This is a genomic window from Pseudomonas sp. RW409 (assembly GCF_003184125.1).
GTDB lineage: Bacteria > Pseudomonadota > Gammaproteobacteria > Pseudomonadales > Pseudomonadaceae > Aquipseudomonas > Aquipseudomonas chlororaphis_I.
The window spans coordinates 254,782-269,288 of the sequence record NZ_QHHP01000033.1 but is presented as its reverse complement, the minus strand read 5'-3'; the positions used below and the strand labels follow the sequence as shown (position 1 = coordinate 269,288).

Sequence of the window (14,507 nt, the reverse complement as noted above, 5' to 3'; positions counted from 1 at the left end):
GGAACGGGGCGAATATTCATTCGCCCCTCTTTATAGAGGCGCTCTTATTGATCGGCCCTCTGCAAGCCTGAAGTAAAACCTTTATGGGGCTGGATGCGACCGCCACCCTCATCAAGACGCCCCATGCACCCGCGCCGTCATATCCAGCCCCAGGGCGCGCATCACCGCCAGCAGGGTCTTCAGGGTCGGGTTGCCCTTGTCACTGAACGAGCGGTACAGCTGCTCGCGGGACAGCCCGGTTTCATGGGCCAGTTCGGTCATGCCCTTGGCCCGCGCCACCACGCCCAGGGCTTTGGCGATGTAGCCGGCATCGCCGGTCTCGAAGGCGTCCGCCATGAACAGGGCGATGGCCTGCGGGTCGCGCAAGGCCGTGGCGGGGTCATAGTCGAATAGCGGTTCGTTCATGATCGGCTCCAACGACGGGCCAGGTATTTGGCCAGTTCGATATCGCGGCTCTGGCGACTCTTGTCGCCGCCGCATAACAAAATGACAAGTTGCGAACCAAGCTGCTGGAAATAAACTCGGTAGCCCGGCCCGTAATGGATGCGCAACTCGCTGACGCCTTCGCCCACCGGGGACACGTCCCCGGCAAGGCCGTTGGCCAGGCGAAAAATCCGCGCAGCGATCAACGCCCTGGCTCTGGAATCCTTGAGCCTGTTTTCCCACTCCATAAAGGTCGCGGTCTGTTTGATCTCGATCATGCCGCGACTGTAGTTTCAAGACTACAGCATTTGAAAGCGTATTTGTATTGCAAAGCACTGCCAGCGCACAGGCCGATAGCGATCCGGGCCACAGCGTGTTGAAATCGAGCACTCGGCCACAACCTGATGTCTCAACGGCTCAATGTCTTAACTCCTGTAAGGACGTCCCCATGAGAAAGCTGTTCCCCCTGCTGCTCCTCGCCGCGGCTTTCCATCAACCCCTCGCCCTCGCCGACTGCGCCAGCTCGCCCAAGCCGGTGGCCGAGGCCTTCTACAACTGGTACCTGGAAAGTTTCAGCAACGAAAAAGACCCGATCACCGATGACCTGCCGCACCTGCAGCAGTACGTCACCCAAACGCTGATCGAACGGATCAAGAAGCAGATGAGCAGCCCCGAAGGGCTGGAAGAGGACTACTTCCTCAAGACCCAGGACTACATGGATGAGTGGCTGACCCAGATCAAGGTCAGCGAACCGCAGGTGCAAGGCGCCTCGGCGCGCGAGTCGGTGACCCTGGGCAATACGCCGGACACCACGCAGATCGTCGACCTGCTGCTGGTCAAGGACAAAGGCTGCTGGAAGATCAACGAGGTGCTGGCCACCACGGATCAGAGCGAGTGATCCGCGGCGGCCGGCCAGGCAGGGTCAGATATCGAGAATGATCTTGCCGAAGTGCTGGTTGCTTTCCTGGTAGCGGAAGGCATCGACTATCGCCTCCAGGGCGAAATGCTTGTCGAGGATCGGATGCATGCCGTTGGCATCGATGGCGCGGACCATGTCCTGCTGCTGCCGGCGGTTACCGACCAGCACGCCTTGCAGGCGCAGTTGCTTGACCAGCGCGGTGACGATCGGGAACTCACCCGCCACGCCGGTCAGGATGCCGATCACCGAGATATGGCCACCGGCCCGGGCGGCGATCATCGACTGTTCCAGGGTGGCCGGGCCGCCCACTTCGATCACGTGGTCGACGCCACGGCCGGCAGTGAGTTTCTGCACGGTTTCGCCCCAGGTAGGGTCCTCGCGGTAGTTGATCAGGTGATCGGCACCGAGGGCTTTCAGCCGTTCCAGCTTGGCATCGCTGGACGAGGTGGCGATCACGGTGGCGCCGAGCATCTTGGCGAATTGCAGGGCGAAGATCGACACGCCGCCGGTGCCTTGCACCAGCACGGTGTCGCCAGCAGTCACCCGGCCGTCGTCCACCAGCGCACGCCAGGCAGTGAGACCGGCAGTGGTCAGGGTCGCGGCTTCGGCGTGGCTCCAGCCCTTGGGCGCACGGGTGAAGGCGGTGGCGCGAGCGGTAACGACTTCACGGGCGTAACCATCCAGGCCGTCGCCCGGCACCGTGGCAAAGCCGACGACATTAGGCCTGCCATCCAGCCATTCGGGGAAAAAGGTGCTGACCACCGAGTCGCCAACGGCGAATTCACTGACCCCCTCGCCCACGGCGATCACTTCACCGGCGCCATCGGCCATCGGGATGCGCGACTCGGTCGGCCCCCACATGCCGCTGACCACCGCGAAATCGTGGTAGTTGAGGGAACTGGCGCGCAGGCGCACGGTAATTTCGCCCGCTTGTGGCGCCGCGGCCGGAGCCTCGCCGACCACCACGTTGTCGTAGCCACCACCGGGTTGTACGTAGATTGCTTTCATGAACAGATCCTCCTGGGTTGCCTTTTCATTTCGAAAAATAACGAAATGTTCAAGTAAAAAAACTCAGAGCTCGCGCTTCAGTTGCTCGGTAAAGGCCGCAATGGCGGCTTCGTTACGGCGAAAGTAAGTCCACTTGCCAATGCGCGTGGCCTCGACCAGACCCGCCTGCTGCAGGATCGCCAAATGGCTGGAGGTGCTGGACGCCGAAAGCGCGGCCTTGTGCTGCAGGTGAGTCATGCAGATGCCGATTTCTTTCGGTGCGTCATGCCCCTGGGGCGGAAAGTTGCCTTCCGGGTCCTTCAGCCATTCAAGCATCTGCATACGGATGTCGCTGGCCAGCGCTTTGATTTGATCGATGAGCATGGCGGGGATATTACGGACTTTTACGAAATGATCAAGACCTGAGCAATATCCCCGCCCCTCTTACTACTGCTTGGGCTCGACGATCGGCCCCGGCGCTTTCACCTGGGTCATCAGGTCGTCGTCCCACTGCCCCTCCACCTTGATCTGGGCCAGGGCCCCCAGCTCCATGGCCTCGATCAGGTTGTGGCTGAGGTACACGTAGGTCCCCGGCTGCTTGAAGGTATAGAGCGCTGCGACCGCGGAGCCGCCGGGGATAAACCAGGTTTCCATGTTGCGTTGCGGCGGGTTGGCGAACTTGCCGGTGGTCCAGACCCAGTCGCCGTGGCCGCCAATCAGGTGCGGACGGCTGTCGCGGTTGGCCTGGGAGTGGATGAACAGCACGCTCTCCCCGACCTTGGAGGTCAGCGCGTTGGCCCCGGTCAGGGCGCCGACACGGCCGTTGAACACCACGTGGCTCGGGGTCAGGGTGCGCATGACCGCGCGGGTGTCCTGGTAACTGGACGCCAGGTCCGGGTAGTCCTTGTAGTGGCCGTCCTTGTCCTTGGGGATATACAGGTCGGACTCGCCGATGGTGTAGACGCGGTCGTAATGCAGGGGTTTGCCCTGCGGGTCGCGCAGGCCGTCACGGGGCAGCACCATCAGCGCGCCGTTCATGCCCGACACCACGTGCCACGGCACCATGCCTTGCGGCGCGCAGTGATAGACAAAGGTGCCGCTGCGGTCGGCCTTGAAGCGCAGGACCACTTCCTGCCCTGGCACCACCTGGGTCAGGCCCGCCCCGCCCAGGGCGCCGGTGGCCGCGTGAAAGTCGACATTGTGGGGCATGCTGTTGGTCGCCGGATTGACCAGCGTCAGCTCTATATAGTCACCCTCGTGCACCACCAGGGTCGGGCCGGGCATGGAGCCATTGAAGGTCATGGCCTGGAGCGTGGTGCCCTGGTCGTCGATGACCATTTTTTTCTCTTCGATACTCATGCGGAACTGCACCACCTTGGGCGGCCCGCTGACCACCTGCTCATGGGGATGCACCAGCGGCGGCGCGACCAGGTCGACCTTCACCCGCTGCAAACCCTCGGCCCCACCGGCCAGCGCCAGGCTGCTGGCACAGCTGCCAAGCAGCACACAGGCCCCCAATACACTTCGAAAAACACTCATTGCAGCTTCTCCTTGCCAATCAACGATGGGGCATTGCAAGGCAAGTGCGCGCAACTTTCCTTGTCGTAAAGCAAGAAATGGCGACAGAAGGTCAACCCGCGCACCGTCCCCTGACCCAGGGCAGAAAATCGCCCTCTCGACCCGTTCGGCAGGCGCCGCTCATTTGCCCCAAACCCCCATGTCTGCTAGTGTCGCGCCGGTTTAACGTCAACCGGGATAGCCGCCATGGCCCGCAAAAAAGCTGCCTTAGATTTCGAACAATCCCTCGCCGACCTGCAAACGCTGGTCGAGCGTCTGGAGAACGGCGAGCTGTCGCTGGAAGACTCGTTGACCGCCTTCGAGCAAGGCATCGGCCTGACCCGCGATTGCCAGGCGGCGCTGGCCCAGGCCGAGCAGAAGGTGCAGATCCTGCTGGAACGCGATGGCGAGCTGGCCGAAGAACCCTTCGACGCGGAACAGCCAGAATGATCGCGGCCTATCAGGCCAGCAGTCAGGCCCGGGTCAATGCTGCACTGGAAACCCTGTTCCACGCGCCAAGCCCGGAGCTGGCCCGTCTTTACGAGGCCATGCGCTACAGCGTGATGAACGGCGGCAAGCGCGTACGCCCGCTGCTGGCCTACGCCGCCTGCGAAGCCCTCGGCGCCCGGCCGGAGCAAGCCAACGGCGCCGCCTGCGCGGTGGAGCTGATCCACGCCTATTCCCTGGTGCACGATGATTTGCCGGCGATGGACGACGACGATCTGCGTCGCGGCCAGCCGACCACCCACAAAGCCTTCGATGAAGCCTGCGCGATTCTCGCCGGCGACGGTTTGCAGAGCCTGGCCTTCAGCGCCCTGCTCGACCCGCGCCTGAGCGATTCGAGCGCCGAGATCCGCCTGCAGATGGTCAGCGCCCTGGCGCTGGCGGCGGGCCCGGCGGGCATGGTCGGCGGCCAGGCCATCGACCTCGGTTCGGTGGGCCTCAAGCTCGACCAGAAAGCCCTGGAATACATGCACCGGCACAAGACCGGTGCGCTGATCGAGGCCAGCGTCAAGCTCGGCGCCCTGGCCAGCGGCCGGGCAGAGAAAGACGAACTCAAGTCCCTGCAGACCTATGCCCAGGCCATCGGCCTGGCGTTCCAGGTGCAGGACGACATTCTCGACGTGGAAAGCGATACCGCGACCCTCGGCAAACGCCAGGGTGCCGACATCGCGCGGGACAAACCGACCTACCCGGCCCTGCTCGGCCTGGAAGCGGCCAAGGCCTATGCCCTGGAGCTGCGCGATCAGGCCCTGCACGCACTGCGACCCTTTGACGCGGGCGCCGAGCCCCTGCGGGAGCTGGCGCGTTATATCGTCGAACGACGCAGTTGATCGACCCCGGCGCGGCAGACCGCATATCGGCCAAGTTCCGCGCTCTGCGTGGGCAGCTTGCGATGCATAAGGTAAACTGCCGCCTCTTTTATACCTATAACGATTCGCCTGATGCCCACGACGTTTCATGAGATTCCCCGCAAGCGCCCGACCACGCCCCTGCTCGACCGTGCCAACACGCCGGACGGCCTGCGCCGGTTAGGCGAAGCCGAGCTGGAAACCCTGGCCGATGAGTTGCGCCTGGAGTTGCTCTATACGGTCGGCCAGACCGGTGGGCATTTCGGTGCCGGCCTGGGCGTCATCGAGCTGACCATCGCGCTGCATTACGTCTTCGACACGCCGGACGACCGTCTGGTGTGGGACGTGGGTCATCAGGCTTATCCGCACAAGATCCTCACCGGTCGCCGCGAGCGCATGGCCAGCCTGCGCCAGAAGGACGGCCTGGCCGCCTTCCCACGGCGTTCCGAGAGCGAGTACGACACCTTTGGCGTCGGCCATTCCAGCACCTCGATCAGTGCGGCGCTGGGCATGGCCATTGCCGCCCGCCTGCAGAACAGCGAGCGCAAGGCGATCGCGGTGATCGGCGACGGCGCCCTGACCGCGGGCATGGCCTTCGAGGCGCTGAACCACGCGCCGGAAGTGGACGCCAACATGCTGGTGATCCTCAACGACAACGACATGTCGATCTCGCGTAACGTCGGCGGCCTGTCCAACTACCTGGCCAAGATCCTCTCCAGCCGCACCTACGCCAGCATGCGCGAAGGCAGCAAGAAGGTGCTGTCGCGCCTGCCCGGCGCCTGGGAAATCGCCCGTCGCACCGAAGAATACGCAAAGGGCATGCTGGTTCCCGGCACCCTGTTCGAAGAACTGGGCTGGAACTACATCGGCCCGATCGATGGCCACGACCTGCCAACCCTGATCGCCACCCTGCGTAACATGCGCGACCTCAAGGGCCCGCAGTTCCTGCACGTGGTGACCAAAAAGGGCAAGGGTTTCGCCCCGGCGGAAGTCGACCCGATCGGCTACCACGCCATCACCAAGCTCGATCCCCTGGACAGCCCCGCCGCCGCGCCGAAAAAGGCCGGTGGGCCGAAGTACTCCGGCGTGTTCGGCGAATGGCTGTGCGACATGGCCGCCGCCGACCCGCGCCTGGTGGGCATTACCCCGGCAATGAAGGAAGGCTCGGACCTGGTGGCCTTCAGCGAGCGTTTCCCGCTGCGCTACTTCGACGTGGCGATTGCCGAGCAGCACGCCGTGACCCTGGCGGCCGGCATGGCCTGCGAAGGCGCCAAGCCGGTGGTGGCGATCTATTCGACCTTCCTGCAGCGCGGTTACGACCAGCTTGTGCATGACGTAGCGGTGCAGAACCTCGACGTGCTGTTCGCCATCGACCGCGCCGGCCTGGTGGGCGAAGACGGCCCGACCCACGCCGGCAGCTTCGACCTGTCGTTCCTGCGCTGCATCCCCGGCATGGTGGTGATGACCCCGAGCGACGAGAACGAACTGCGCAAGATGCTCAACACCGGCCACCTGTACAACGGCCCGGCCGCCGTGCGTTACCCGCGCGGTACCGGCCCGAACGCCACCATCGAGAAAGACCTGCAGCCGATCGAGATCGGCAAGGGCGTGGTGCGCCGCCAGGGCAGCAAAGTCGCCCTGCTGGTGTTCGGCGTGCAACTGGCCGAGGCGCTGAAAGTCGCCGACAAGCTGGACGCCACCGTGGTCGACATGCGTTTCGTCAAGCCGCTGGATGAAGCCCTGGTGCGCGAGATCGCTGCCAGCCACGAACTGCTGGTGACCGTCGAAGAGAACGCCATCATGGGCGGCGCCGGCGGCGCGGTCAGCGAGTTCCTGGCGCGCGAGGCGATCCTCAAGCCGATCCTGCACCTGGGCTTGCCGGACCTCTATGTCGAGCACGCCAAGCCGGCGCAGATGCTGGCCGAATGCGGCCTGGACGAAGCCGGCATCGAAGCCGCCGTGCGGGAACGCCTGCGCCTGCTCGGCCTGTAAGCCTCAAAAGCGACGGCCCTTCGGGGCCGATCGCAGCCTTCGGCAGCGGCTACAGGAGTTATCCCCGGCCCCTGCCTCGCTCGCCAAGCGCCACGGATTGTCGATGAAACCCGCCCTCCTCGCCCTGCCCCTTGCCTTGCTGCCCACCGGCCAACTGCTGGCCGACAACCTCGATCGCGAACAGGCCCTCAAGCTGCCCGACACCCTGATCAGCGCCAACCGCCAGGTAGAGGCGCGCAACGACAGCAGCGCCGCCAACACCGTGTTCACCCGCGACGATATCGACCGCCTGCAACCCTCCAGCGTCACCGACCTGCTGCAACGGGTGCCTGGCGTGCAGGTGGCGCAGAGCGGCGGCCGGGGCAGCGTGCCGGGGATCTATATCCGCGGCACTTCGTCGGCCCAGACCCTGGTGCTGGTGGACGGCCAGCGCATCGGCAGTTCGAGCTCCGGCGACAGCAACCTGCAGCACCTGAATATCCAGCAGATCGAACGGGTAGAAGTGCTGCGCGGTTCGCGTTCGGTGATTTACGGCAGCGATGCCATTGGCGGGGTGATCCAGATCTTCACCCGGCGCAGCGCCGAGCAGGGCCTGCAACCGCGCCTGCACCTGGGGGTGGGCAGCCACCAGAGCTGGGAACGCAGCATCGGCCTGTCCGGCGGCGACCAGCAGACCCGCTTAAACCTGGGCGCCAGCCTCGACGACACTGCCGGGAGCAATCGCACCCATGAGTCCTATGCCAGCGATCGCGATGATGACGCCTACCGCAACCAGGCCCTCAGCCTGAGCCTGAGCCACGCCTTCAACGACGACTGGGAAGCCGGCCTGAACCTGCTGGATAACCGCGGCAAAAGCGAGTTCGACAACCCTTTCGGGCGCTTCGACAGCCGCACCTTCGAGAGTCTCCCCCAGAAGCCTTACAGCGAATTCGCGGTCAGCAGCTTCAGCAGCTATATCGACGGCCGTATCAACGAAGCCTGGAAGTCGCGCCTGGAACTGGGCCACAGCGAGAACCGCGAGAAGACCTTCGACAAGCTCAGCGACGAACGCACGGTGTTCAACACCTATCGCGACTCGGTCAACTGGCAGAACGACCTGAGCCTCGACGAACGCAACAGCCTGATCGTCGGCGGCGACTGGTATCAAGACCGGGTCAACAGCAGCACCGCCTTCGCCGAGGACAGCCGCTGGAACCGCGCGGCCTTTGTCCAGCATCGCTTCAAGGCCGACAGTTTCTCTACCGAGCTGGGCCTGCGTCGCGACCAGAACCAGCAGTTCGGCGGCCAGAACAGCTGGAGCGGCACCCTCACCTTGCCGCTGAATGCCGACAATGATGTCCTGCTGACCTACAGCGAAGGCTTCCGCGCCCCGACCTTCAACGACCTGTATTACCCCGACTTCAGCAACCCCGACCTCAAGCCCGAGACCTCGAAAAGCTACGAGCTGCAATGGCGCAGCCAGTTGAGCGAAAGCACGCGCCTGGAAACCTCGCTGTACCGCACCGACCTGGAAGACGCGATTATCTTCGGCAGCAACTCGCGCCCGCAGAACGTCGCCTCGGCACGCATCAACGGCTTCGAGGCGGCGCTGCGCCAGGAGCTGTTTGGCTGGCAGAGCAATCTGGGGCTGGCAATCATCGATCCCCGCGACCGCGACACCGGCCACACCCTGGCCCGCCGCGCCCGGCGCACCCTGAGCCTGGACCTGGACCGGCAGTTCGACCGCCTGGGCCTCGGAGCCAGCTGGCAGGCGGTGAGCAGCAGCTATGACGACCTGGCCAACCAGCAACGCCTCGGCGGTTATGCCCTGCTGGGCTTGCGCGGCAGCTGGGCGCTGAATCGCGAGGTCCGGCTGGAATTGAAGGTCGACAATCTGCTGGATAAGTCCTACAGCCGGGTGCTGTACAGCCATGACGGCGCGCAATACGGGTATCGGGAGCCAGGCCGGGCCTGGATGTTCGGGGTGACCTGGACGCCGGAGCTTTAGTCATGCGGCGCCAGTGAGGGCGCTCGCGGGCAAGCCTCGCTCCTACAGACTCAACGAGGCTTGCCCGCGATGCGCTAGCCGCGGCTACTCAGGATCAAGCAATTGGCAGAGCTTGGCCGTCGCGGCGATCATCTGCCCGCTCGGCCGCTCCAGGCCTTTATCGCTGATCAGCAACAACCGGCCTTGGGCCACGGCCTTCAGTTGCGGCCAGACCTTCCAGGCGTCCAGCTGGGCCTGGGTGCTGGCCAGGATCACTTCAGGGTTGCGCTGCAACACCGCCTCGACGCTGACCTGGGGCGCCGGCAGCGGCAGGTCGGCAAACACGTTGCGCGCGCCGCACACACTCAAGGCATCACTGATGATTTGCCCGCCGCCCACGGTGTACAGCGGCTGGTCCCAGACCTGATAAAACACCGCCAGAGGCGCGCTGCGGGCATAGCGCTGACGCAGGTTGGCCAACTGCTGCCGTAACGTATGGGCACGTTCCAGGCCGCGTTGTGGGCGCCCTAGCCGGGCGGCGATGGTTTCGATCTGGGTAATGAGCTGGTCGAGGCTGTGGGGTTCGGCCACCAGGGTCGGGATACCCAGGCGGCTGAGCTGTTCCCGCTGGGCCGGGCCGACGCTGCCGGGCCAGAGCAGGAGCAGATCCGGCTTGAGGCTGAGCAGCCGCTCCATGTCCAGCTGGCCGTAGCGGCCCACCGACGGCAGGTTGTGCAATTGAGGGGGACGCTCGCCAGCATCCAGCACGCCGACCAGCAGATCGGCGGAATCCAGTTCGACGACGATTTCCGACAGTGAAGGCGCCAGGCTGACCACGCGCTCCACGGCCAGCGCCGGGCCGCCGAGGGCCAGCAGCAGGACTGCCAGCCAGCGAGACATCAACCGAGCTGACGCGGAATGCGGTAGAGGTAGAACAGCACGGCGGTGGACAGCGCCAGCAGGATCAGCGGCACCGCTTCCAGGCCGACGAACACCGCCAGGGCGCCGATCCAGGCCGGCAGCGCCGCGGCCAGGAACGCCGCACGACGGCGGGCCGCCAGCTCGATCCAGGCGGCCGGCTCTTCAGGGGTATCGAGGGCTTTATGGGTGGCGATCAACGCGCGCTTGTAGCCGCCAAAAAAACGCAGGCTGACAAACATCGAGGCCACGCCAGCGATGAAAAACGGCATCGCCAGGATCGGCAGCAGCGGCTCGCCCTGGCCAAACACCAGGTTGAGCACGAACAGCGGCAGCAGCGCCAGCGCCAGGTATTGCCACCAGCTGACGGCCAGGCGCCGCCGGACCTGACCGCGGGTCACGCCCGGTCTACCTCGCCCTGGTGCTCGTTGCCCATCATGTGGTCGAGCTTGCTGGCCTTGGTGGCCAGGTAGAGTTTGTTGTGCGGGTTGTGGCCGGTATGCAGCGGCACGCGCTCGGCGACGACTATGCCCATCTCGGTCAGGGCTTTGACCTTGCGTGGGTTGTTGGTCATCAGGCGCAGGGATTTCACCCCCAGGTGCTCGAGCATCGGCAGGCACATGGCGTAGTCACGCTGGTCGGCGGCAAAACCGAGGCGCTCGTTGGCTTCCACGGTGTCGGCGCCGCCGTCCTGCAACTCATAGGCGCGGATCTTGTTCAGCAAGCCGATGCCGCGGCCTTCCTGACGCAGGTACAGGAGCACGCCACGGCCTTCGCGGGCGATTGCCTGCAGGGCGGCTTCCAGTTGCGAACCGCAGTCGCAGCGCTGGCTGAACAGGGCATCGCCGGTCAGGCATTCGGAGTGCAACCGGCCGAGCACCGGAGCGCCATCGGCAATATCACCCAGGCTGAGCACGACGTGCTCGCGGCCGGTGGCTTCATCGAGAAAACCATGCATGGTGAATTGCGCAAAAGGGGTGGGCAGCTTGGAAGCGGCAACAAAAACGACGGGCACCGTTGTGCTCCTGATCTGTATGGGACTGGAGATTCGCAGAGGCGGCATTGTAACAGCAGCTTCCGACAGACGCTTAGGCTGAATTATCGGACATAAAGATCGAGAAGTTAGATCAACGGTCTTCAGGCGGACGCCCGGTATCGAACGGATAGGGCTGCTGCCAGCGCTGGAAAATCGGACGCAAACGGCCGTTTTTCACCAACTCCTCCATCCGCCGATCGAACAGCGCGCGCAGCACCCGGCCCCGTTCATTGTCGGCAAAGCCCAGGAACAGCGGCAGTTCGGCCAGATGGGTGCGTCGGAACTGTGAGCGGTCCTCGGCCTGGGACAGGACAAAATCGACCTCGGTCAGGGCATCGATATAGAAGTCGGCGCGACCTTGCTGGAGCATCGGCAAGATACCGACCCGCCGGCGGATTTCATTGAAACGCTGAATATTGGGCAAGTAGTCCTGGTAGCGGTAGCCGCGCACCCAGACCAGGCGGTAGTTGCCGAGCGTGGCCAGGGTCGGCGGCGGATTCGTCGCCAGGCCCAGGCTGTAGATATGGTCGGTGTCGTAATTCCAGCGCGGATACAGGGCGCCATCGGTTTCGTCCCGATAGGAGCCGACCAGGGCGTCGACTTCACGCCGCTGCACCAGCCCGACCGAGCGGGTGTAGGGCACGCTGCGCATGTCGAGCTTCACGCCCTGGGTCTCGAAGACCTCGCGCAGGATATCCCAGGCCATGCCCTGGCCATCGGCCTGGGTGTAACTGTCCCACTCCTCGCTGGCCACCCGGATTTCCCCGGGCAGCGCCGCCGGCTCGGCGGCCCGGACCAGACTGGCGGTCAAGACACAGAGCGTTACCAGCAGAGCGCGAGCGACCGGCATGGCTGACTCCTCAGGTAAAGCACCACACCAGTCCCTGCATCGCCAACCAGGCGAAGACCCCGGCCAGCACGTCGTCGAGCATGATTCCGATACCGCCGTGCACATGCCGGTCGATCCAGCGAATCGGCCAGGGCTTGAGAATGTCGAAGAAGCGGAACATCAGGAAGCCCGCCAGCAACCACTGCCAGCCTTCCGGCACCAGCCACAGGGTGATCCACATGCCGACCATTTCGTCCCAGACGATGCCCTCATGGTCGTGCACACGCAGGTCGTCGGCCACCTTGCCGCACAGCCAGAAGCCGAACAGCATGGTGATGCCGAGCATCAGCCAGTAGCCCCAGTCCGGCAGCATCTGCCACAGCGGAATGAAAGGCAGCGCCACCAGCGAGCCCCAGGTGCCCGGGGCCTTGGGCAAGGTGCCCGAACCGAAGCCGAAGGCCAGAAAATGCCAGGGATTACGCCAGACGGAAGGTGGCACGCACTCTGCCGGAACCTGTTTGGGATGATCTGTCACGGTGTCTCCCGAAAATGTTGATAGCCCCGAGTGCTCGGGGTGATGTCCCGCCCCTCGGCATCCAGCAGCACTACACCCTGCCCGGCCACGACCCGGCCCAGCACATGCACTGGCCAACCGGCGGCGAGCAGCGGCGTCAGCTCGGCTTCGGGCAAGGTGAAGACCAGCACGTAGTCGTCGCCGCCGCTGAGTGCCGCCGAGCGGGCGCCATTCTCACCGAGAAAGCTCAACAACGCCCGGGACATCGGCAGTTTTTCACTTTCGATCAGCAAGCCGACAGCTGAAGCAGCAGCGATGTGCCCGCAGTCGGCCAGCAGGCCATCGGAGATATCCATGGCCGCGCTGGCCTTGCCGCGCAGCGCCTGGCCCAGGGCCAGTTGCGGTTGCGGCGACCAATAGTGGGCCAGCAAGGGCTCGGCGATATCCGGATCGGCGCTGCGCTGTCCGAGCACCAGGGGCAAGGCCCCAGCGCCATTGCCCAGTTCGCCACCCACACACAGCAGATCGCCCGGACGGGCACCGCTGCGGGTCAGGGCCTGGCCGGCGGGTACGCGACCGAACACGGTCATGGTCAGGGTCAACGGGCCACGCGTGGTGTCGCCGCCTACCAGGCGTACGCCACAGCTCTGCGCCATGGCGCTCAGGCCATTGGCATAGGCTTGCAGCCAATCGGTTTCAACCGTCGGCAAGGTCAGGGCAAGGGTGAAGGCGACGGGCGCAGCGCCCATGGCCGCCAGGTCGCTGACCGCCACTGCCAGCGAGCGCTGGCCGAGCAGGAAAGGGTCGCAGGGGTCTGCGAAATGCACACCGGCCACCAGGGTGTCGGTGGAAATCGCCAACTGTTCGCCGGGGGGAACAGCCAGCAAGGCGCAGTCGTCGCCAATCCCCAGTGCAACGCCCTCGCCGCCCTGCGCACAAGGCGCGGCAGCGAAGAAGTTACGGATCAGCTCAAACTCGCCCATGGCAGCTGCAAGCGCGGATCAGCGCTTGAATGCCTTCACTTCAGCTTCACGCAGACGCGGGGCCAGCTTGTCGAGTACGCCGTTGACGAACTTGTGGCCGTCGGTGGAACCGAAGACCTTGGCCAGTTCGATACCTTCGTTGATCACAACGCGGTACGGCACGTCGACGCGCTTGAGCAGTTCCCAGGTGGACAGGCGCAGGACCGCCAGTTCGACCGGGTCCAGCTCTTCGATGGTGAGGTCCAGGCAAGGGGCGAGAGCGTTGTCGATCTCGTTCTTGTTGGCCGGAACGCCGTGCAGGATCTCACGGAAGTAGGCACCGTCGATGTCGGTGAAATCGTTGTCGACCCGGAACTGCGCTTCGATCTCGTTCAGCGAGTGCTTGGCCATGTGCCATTGGTACAGCGCCTGGGTCGCGAGCTGACGGGCTTCGCGACGCTTGGCGCTCTTGGATGGCTTGCCAGCGTCCGCAGGTTTCGGATCGCGCGGGTTGAAACGATCGCTTTCGTCGCTAATCACTTGGCCTCCAACTGCGCCAGCAGGCTGACCATTTCCAGAGCGGACAAGGCAGCTTCAGCACCTTTGTTGCCGGCCTTGGTGCCGGAACGTTCGATGGCTTGCTCGATCGAGTCGACGGTCAGCACGCCGAAGGCGACCGGTACGCCGAACTCCATGGACACCTGGGCCAGGCCCTTGGTGCATTCGCCCGCCACGTATTCGAAGTGCGGAGTGCCGCCACGAATGACCGCGCCCAGGGCGATGATCGCCGCGAACTCGCCCTTCTGCGCGACTTTCTGCGCAACCAGCGGAATCTCGAAGGCGCCAGGGGCACGGATCACGGTGATGTCGCTTTCGCTCACGCCGTGACGGACCAGGGCGTCAACGGCGCCGCTGACCAGGCTTTCGACGACGAAGCTGTTGAAACGGCCGACCACCAGGGCATAGCGGCCTTTGGGGGCGATGAAGGTACCTTCGATGGTCTTCAGGGTCATTCGACAAATCTCTTAAAGAGCCGGAGCGCGTTCACTACG

18 protein-coding genes are annotated in these 14,507 nt (G+C 64.5%); 5 read left to right on the top strand and 13 right to left on the bottom strand.

What is annotated here, in order from left to right; genetic code table 11:
• Positions 1–111: 111 nt before the first annotated feature.
• Together DK261_RS14445 and DK261_RS14440 are read right to left on the bottom strand one after the other, a co-directional pair.
• Positions 112–405 carry an addiction module antidote protein gene (locus tag DK261_RS14445; RefSeq protein WP_007924096.1) on the bottom strand — a complete coding sequence of 98 codons (294 nt, stop codon included), beginning with the start codon at positions 403–405 and terminating at the stop codon, positions 112–114.
• Complete coding sequence (locus DK261_RS14440) at positions 402–701, bottom strand: type II toxin-antitoxin system RelE/ParE family toxin (protein WP_028683468.1); 300 nt, start codon at positions 699–701, stop codon at positions 402–404. Before DK261_RS14440 ends, DK261_RS14445 begins: the two co-directional genes overlap by 4 nt.
• Positions 702–871: 170 nt before the next feature.
• Between DK261_RS14440 and DK261_RS14435 the strand changes: the two genes are divergently transcribed.
• Entirely contained in the window at positions 872–1,321 is a 450-nt protein-coding gene (locus DK261_RS14435; RefSeq protein ID WP_009051078.1) for a DUF3828 domain-containing protein, read from the top strand.
• A gap of 24 nt (positions 1,322–1,345) precedes the next feature.
• Here the strand turns inward: DK261_RS14435 and DK261_RS14430 are convergent, their stop codons facing one another.
• The 3 genes from DK261_RS14430 to nirK form a co-directional block, all read right to left on the bottom strand.
• The gene (locus tag DK261_RS14430) at positions 1,346–2,350 is read right to left on the bottom strand and encodes an NAD(P)-dependent alcohol dehydrogenase (protein ID WP_028683467.1); all 1,005 of its coding nucleotides are present in this window, start codon (positions 2,348–2,350) and stop codon (positions 1,346–1,348) included.
• Between the two features lie 63 nt (positions 2,351–2,413).
• The gene (locus DK261_RS14425) at positions 2,414–2,713 is read right to left on the bottom strand and encodes a helix-turn-helix transcriptional regulator (RefSeq protein WP_009051080.1); all 300 of its coding nucleotides are present in this window, start codon (positions 2,711–2,713) and stop codon (positions 2,414–2,416) included.
• Positions 2,714–2,776: 63 nt separating this feature from the next.
• Positions 2,777–3,868 (bottom strand): copper-containing nitrite reductase, encoded by a 1,092-nt coding sequence (nirK, locus tag DK261_RS14420; RefSeq protein ID WP_009051081.1) that lies wholly within the window; start codon positions 3,866–3,868, stop codon positions 2,777–2,779.
• Between the two features lie 225 nt (positions 3,869–4,093).
• Here nirK and DK261_RS14415 point away from each other — a divergent pair, with 225 nt between their 5' ends.
• The 4 genes from DK261_RS14415 (at position 4,094) to DK261_RS14400 (ending at position 9,217) form a co-directional block, all read left to right on the top strand.
• Complete coding sequence (locus tag DK261_RS14415) at positions 4,094–4,336, top strand: exodeoxyribonuclease VII small subunit (protein ID WP_007924102.1); 243 nt, start codon at positions 4,094–4,096, stop codon at positions 4,334–4,336.
• Complete coding sequence (gene ispA / locus DK261_RS14410; RefSeq protein WP_038575447.1) at positions 4,333–5,220, top strand: (2E,6E)-farnesyl diphosphate synthase; 888 nt, start codon at positions 4,333–4,335, stop codon at positions 5,218–5,220. The genes DK261_RS14415 and ispA overlap by 4 nt, the downstream gene beginning before the upstream one ends.
• A 111-nt stretch (positions 5,221–5,331) precedes the next feature.
• A complete protein-coding gene (dxs, locus tag DK261_RS14405) occupies positions 5,332–7,230 on the top strand; it encodes a 1-deoxy-D-xylulose-5-phosphate synthase (protein WP_110175881.1) in 1,899 nt (632 codons plus the stop codon).
• A 103-nt stretch (positions 7,231–7,333) separates the two neighbouring features.
• The gene (locus DK261_RS14400; RefSeq protein ID WP_110175880.1) at positions 7,334–9,217 is read left to right on the top strand and encodes a TonB-dependent receptor domain-containing protein; all 1,884 of its coding nucleotides are present in this window, start codon (positions 7,334–7,336) and stop codon (positions 9,215–9,217) included.
• Positions 9,218–9,301: 84 nt separating this feature from the next.
• Here DK261_RS14400 and DK261_RS14395 read toward each other — a convergent pair whose 3' ends face one another.
• The 8 genes from DK261_RS14395 to ribE form a co-directional block, all read right to left on the bottom strand.
• Entirely contained in the window at positions 9,302–10,096 is a 795-nt protein-coding gene (locus DK261_RS14395) for a cobalamin-binding protein (RefSeq protein WP_028683464.1), read from the bottom strand.
• Positions 10,096–10,515 carry a hypothetical protein gene (locus tag DK261_RS14390; protein WP_038575442.1) on the bottom strand — a complete coding sequence of 140 codons (420 nt, stop codon included), beginning with the start codon at positions 10,513–10,515 and terminating at the stop codon, positions 10,096–10,098. The genes DK261_RS14395 and DK261_RS14390 overlap by 1 nt, the downstream gene beginning before the upstream one ends.
• The gene (gene ribA / locus DK261_RS14385; protein ID WP_007924108.1) at positions 10,512–11,129 is read right to left on the bottom strand and encodes a GTP cyclohydrolase II; all 618 of its coding nucleotides are present in this window, start codon (positions 11,127–11,129) and stop codon (positions 10,512–10,514) included. Before ribA ends, DK261_RS14390 begins: the two co-directional genes overlap by 4 nt.
• Before the next feature lie 112 nt (positions 11,130–11,241).
• Positions 11,242–12,000, bottom strand: coding sequence for an ABC transporter substrate-binding protein (locus DK261_RS14380; protein WP_110175879.1), 759 nt, complete (start codon positions 11,998–12,000; stop codon positions 11,242–11,244).
• A gap of 10 nt (positions 12,001–12,010) precedes the next feature.
• A complete protein-coding gene (locus DK261_RS14375; protein ID WP_023969326.1) occupies positions 12,011–12,514 on the bottom strand; it encodes a phosphatidylglycerophosphatase A in 504 nt (167 codons plus the stop codon).
• Positions 12,511–13,476 (bottom strand): thiamine-phosphate kinase, encoded by a 966-nt coding sequence (gene thiL / locus DK261_RS14370; protein WP_110175878.1) that lies wholly within the window; start codon positions 13,474–13,476, stop codon positions 12,511–12,513. Before thiL ends, DK261_RS14375 begins: the two co-directional genes overlap by 4 nt.
• Positions 13,477–13,494: 18 nt before the next feature.
• The gene (gene nusB, locus DK261_RS14365; protein WP_009051090.1) at positions 13,495–13,995 is read right to left on the bottom strand and encodes a transcription antitermination factor NusB; all 501 of its coding nucleotides are present in this window, start codon (positions 13,993–13,995) and stop codon (positions 13,495–13,497) included.
• Positions 13,992–14,468, bottom strand: coding sequence for a 6,7-dimethyl-8-ribityllumazine synthase (gene ribE / locus DK261_RS14360; protein WP_007924117.1), 477 nt, complete (start codon positions 14,466–14,468; stop codon positions 13,992–13,994). The genes nusB and ribE overlap by 4 nt, the downstream gene beginning before the upstream one ends.
• Positions 14,469–14,507 lie beyond the last annotated feature (39 nt).

What these genes read in the sequence shown, in the direction of transcription:
- DK261_RS14445 (WP_007924096.1), bottom strand. Translation starts at nt 405, where the DNA reads ATGAACGAACCGCTATTCGACTATGACCCCGCCACGGCCTTGCGCGAC.
- DK261_RS14440 (WP_028683468.1), bottom strand. Translation starts at nt 701, where the DNA reads ATGATCGAGATCAAACAGACCGCGACCTTTATGGAGTGGGAAAACAGG.
- DK261_RS14435 (WP_009051078.1), top strand. Translation starts at nt 872, where the DNA reads ATGAGAAAGCTGTTCCCCCTGCTGCTCCTCGCCGCGGCTTTCCATCAA.
- DK261_RS14430 (WP_028683467.1), bottom strand. Translation starts at nt 2,350, where the DNA reads ATGAAAGCAATCTACGTACAACCCGGTGGTGGCTACGACAACGTGGTG.
- DK261_RS14425 (WP_009051080.1), bottom strand. Translation starts at nt 2,713, where the DNA reads ATGCTCATCGATCAAATCAAAGCGCTGGCCAGCGACATCCGTATGCAG.
- nirK (WP_009051081.1), bottom strand. Translation starts at nt 3,868, where the DNA reads ATGAGTGTTTTTCGAAGTGTATTGGGGGCCTGTGTGCTGCTTGGCAGC.
- DK261_RS14415 (WP_007924102.1), top strand. Translation starts at nt 4,094, where the DNA reads ATGGCCCGCAAAAAAGCTGCCTTAGATTTCGAACAATCCCTCGCCGAC.
- ispA (WP_038575447.1), top strand. Translation starts at nt 4,333, where the DNA reads ATGATCGCGGCCTATCAGGCCAGCAGTCAGGCCCGGGTCAATGCTGCA.
- dxs (WP_110175881.1), top strand. Translation starts at nt 5,332, where the DNA reads ATGCCCACGACGTTTCATGAGATTCCCCGCAAGCGCCCGACCACGCCC.
- DK261_RS14400 (WP_110175880.1), top strand. Translation starts at nt 7,334, where the DNA reads ATGAAACCCGCCCTCCTCGCCCTGCCCCTTGCCTTGCTGCCCACCGGC.
- DK261_RS14395 (WP_028683464.1), bottom strand. Translation starts at nt 10,096, where the DNA reads ATGTCTCGCTGGCTGGCAGTCCTGCTGCTGGCCCTCGGCGGCCCGGCG.
- DK261_RS14380 (WP_110175879.1), bottom strand. Translation starts at nt 12,000, where the DNA reads ATGCCGGTCGCTCGCGCTCTGCTGGTAACGCTCTGTGTCTTGACCGCC.
- thiL (WP_110175878.1), bottom strand. Translation starts at nt 13,476, where the DNA reads ATGGGCGAGTTTGAGCTGATCCGTAACTTCTTCGCTGCCGCGCCTTGT.
- ribE (WP_007924117.1), bottom strand. Translation starts at nt 14,468, where the DNA reads ATGACCCTGAAGACCATCGAAGGTACCTTCATCGCCCCCAAAGGCCGC.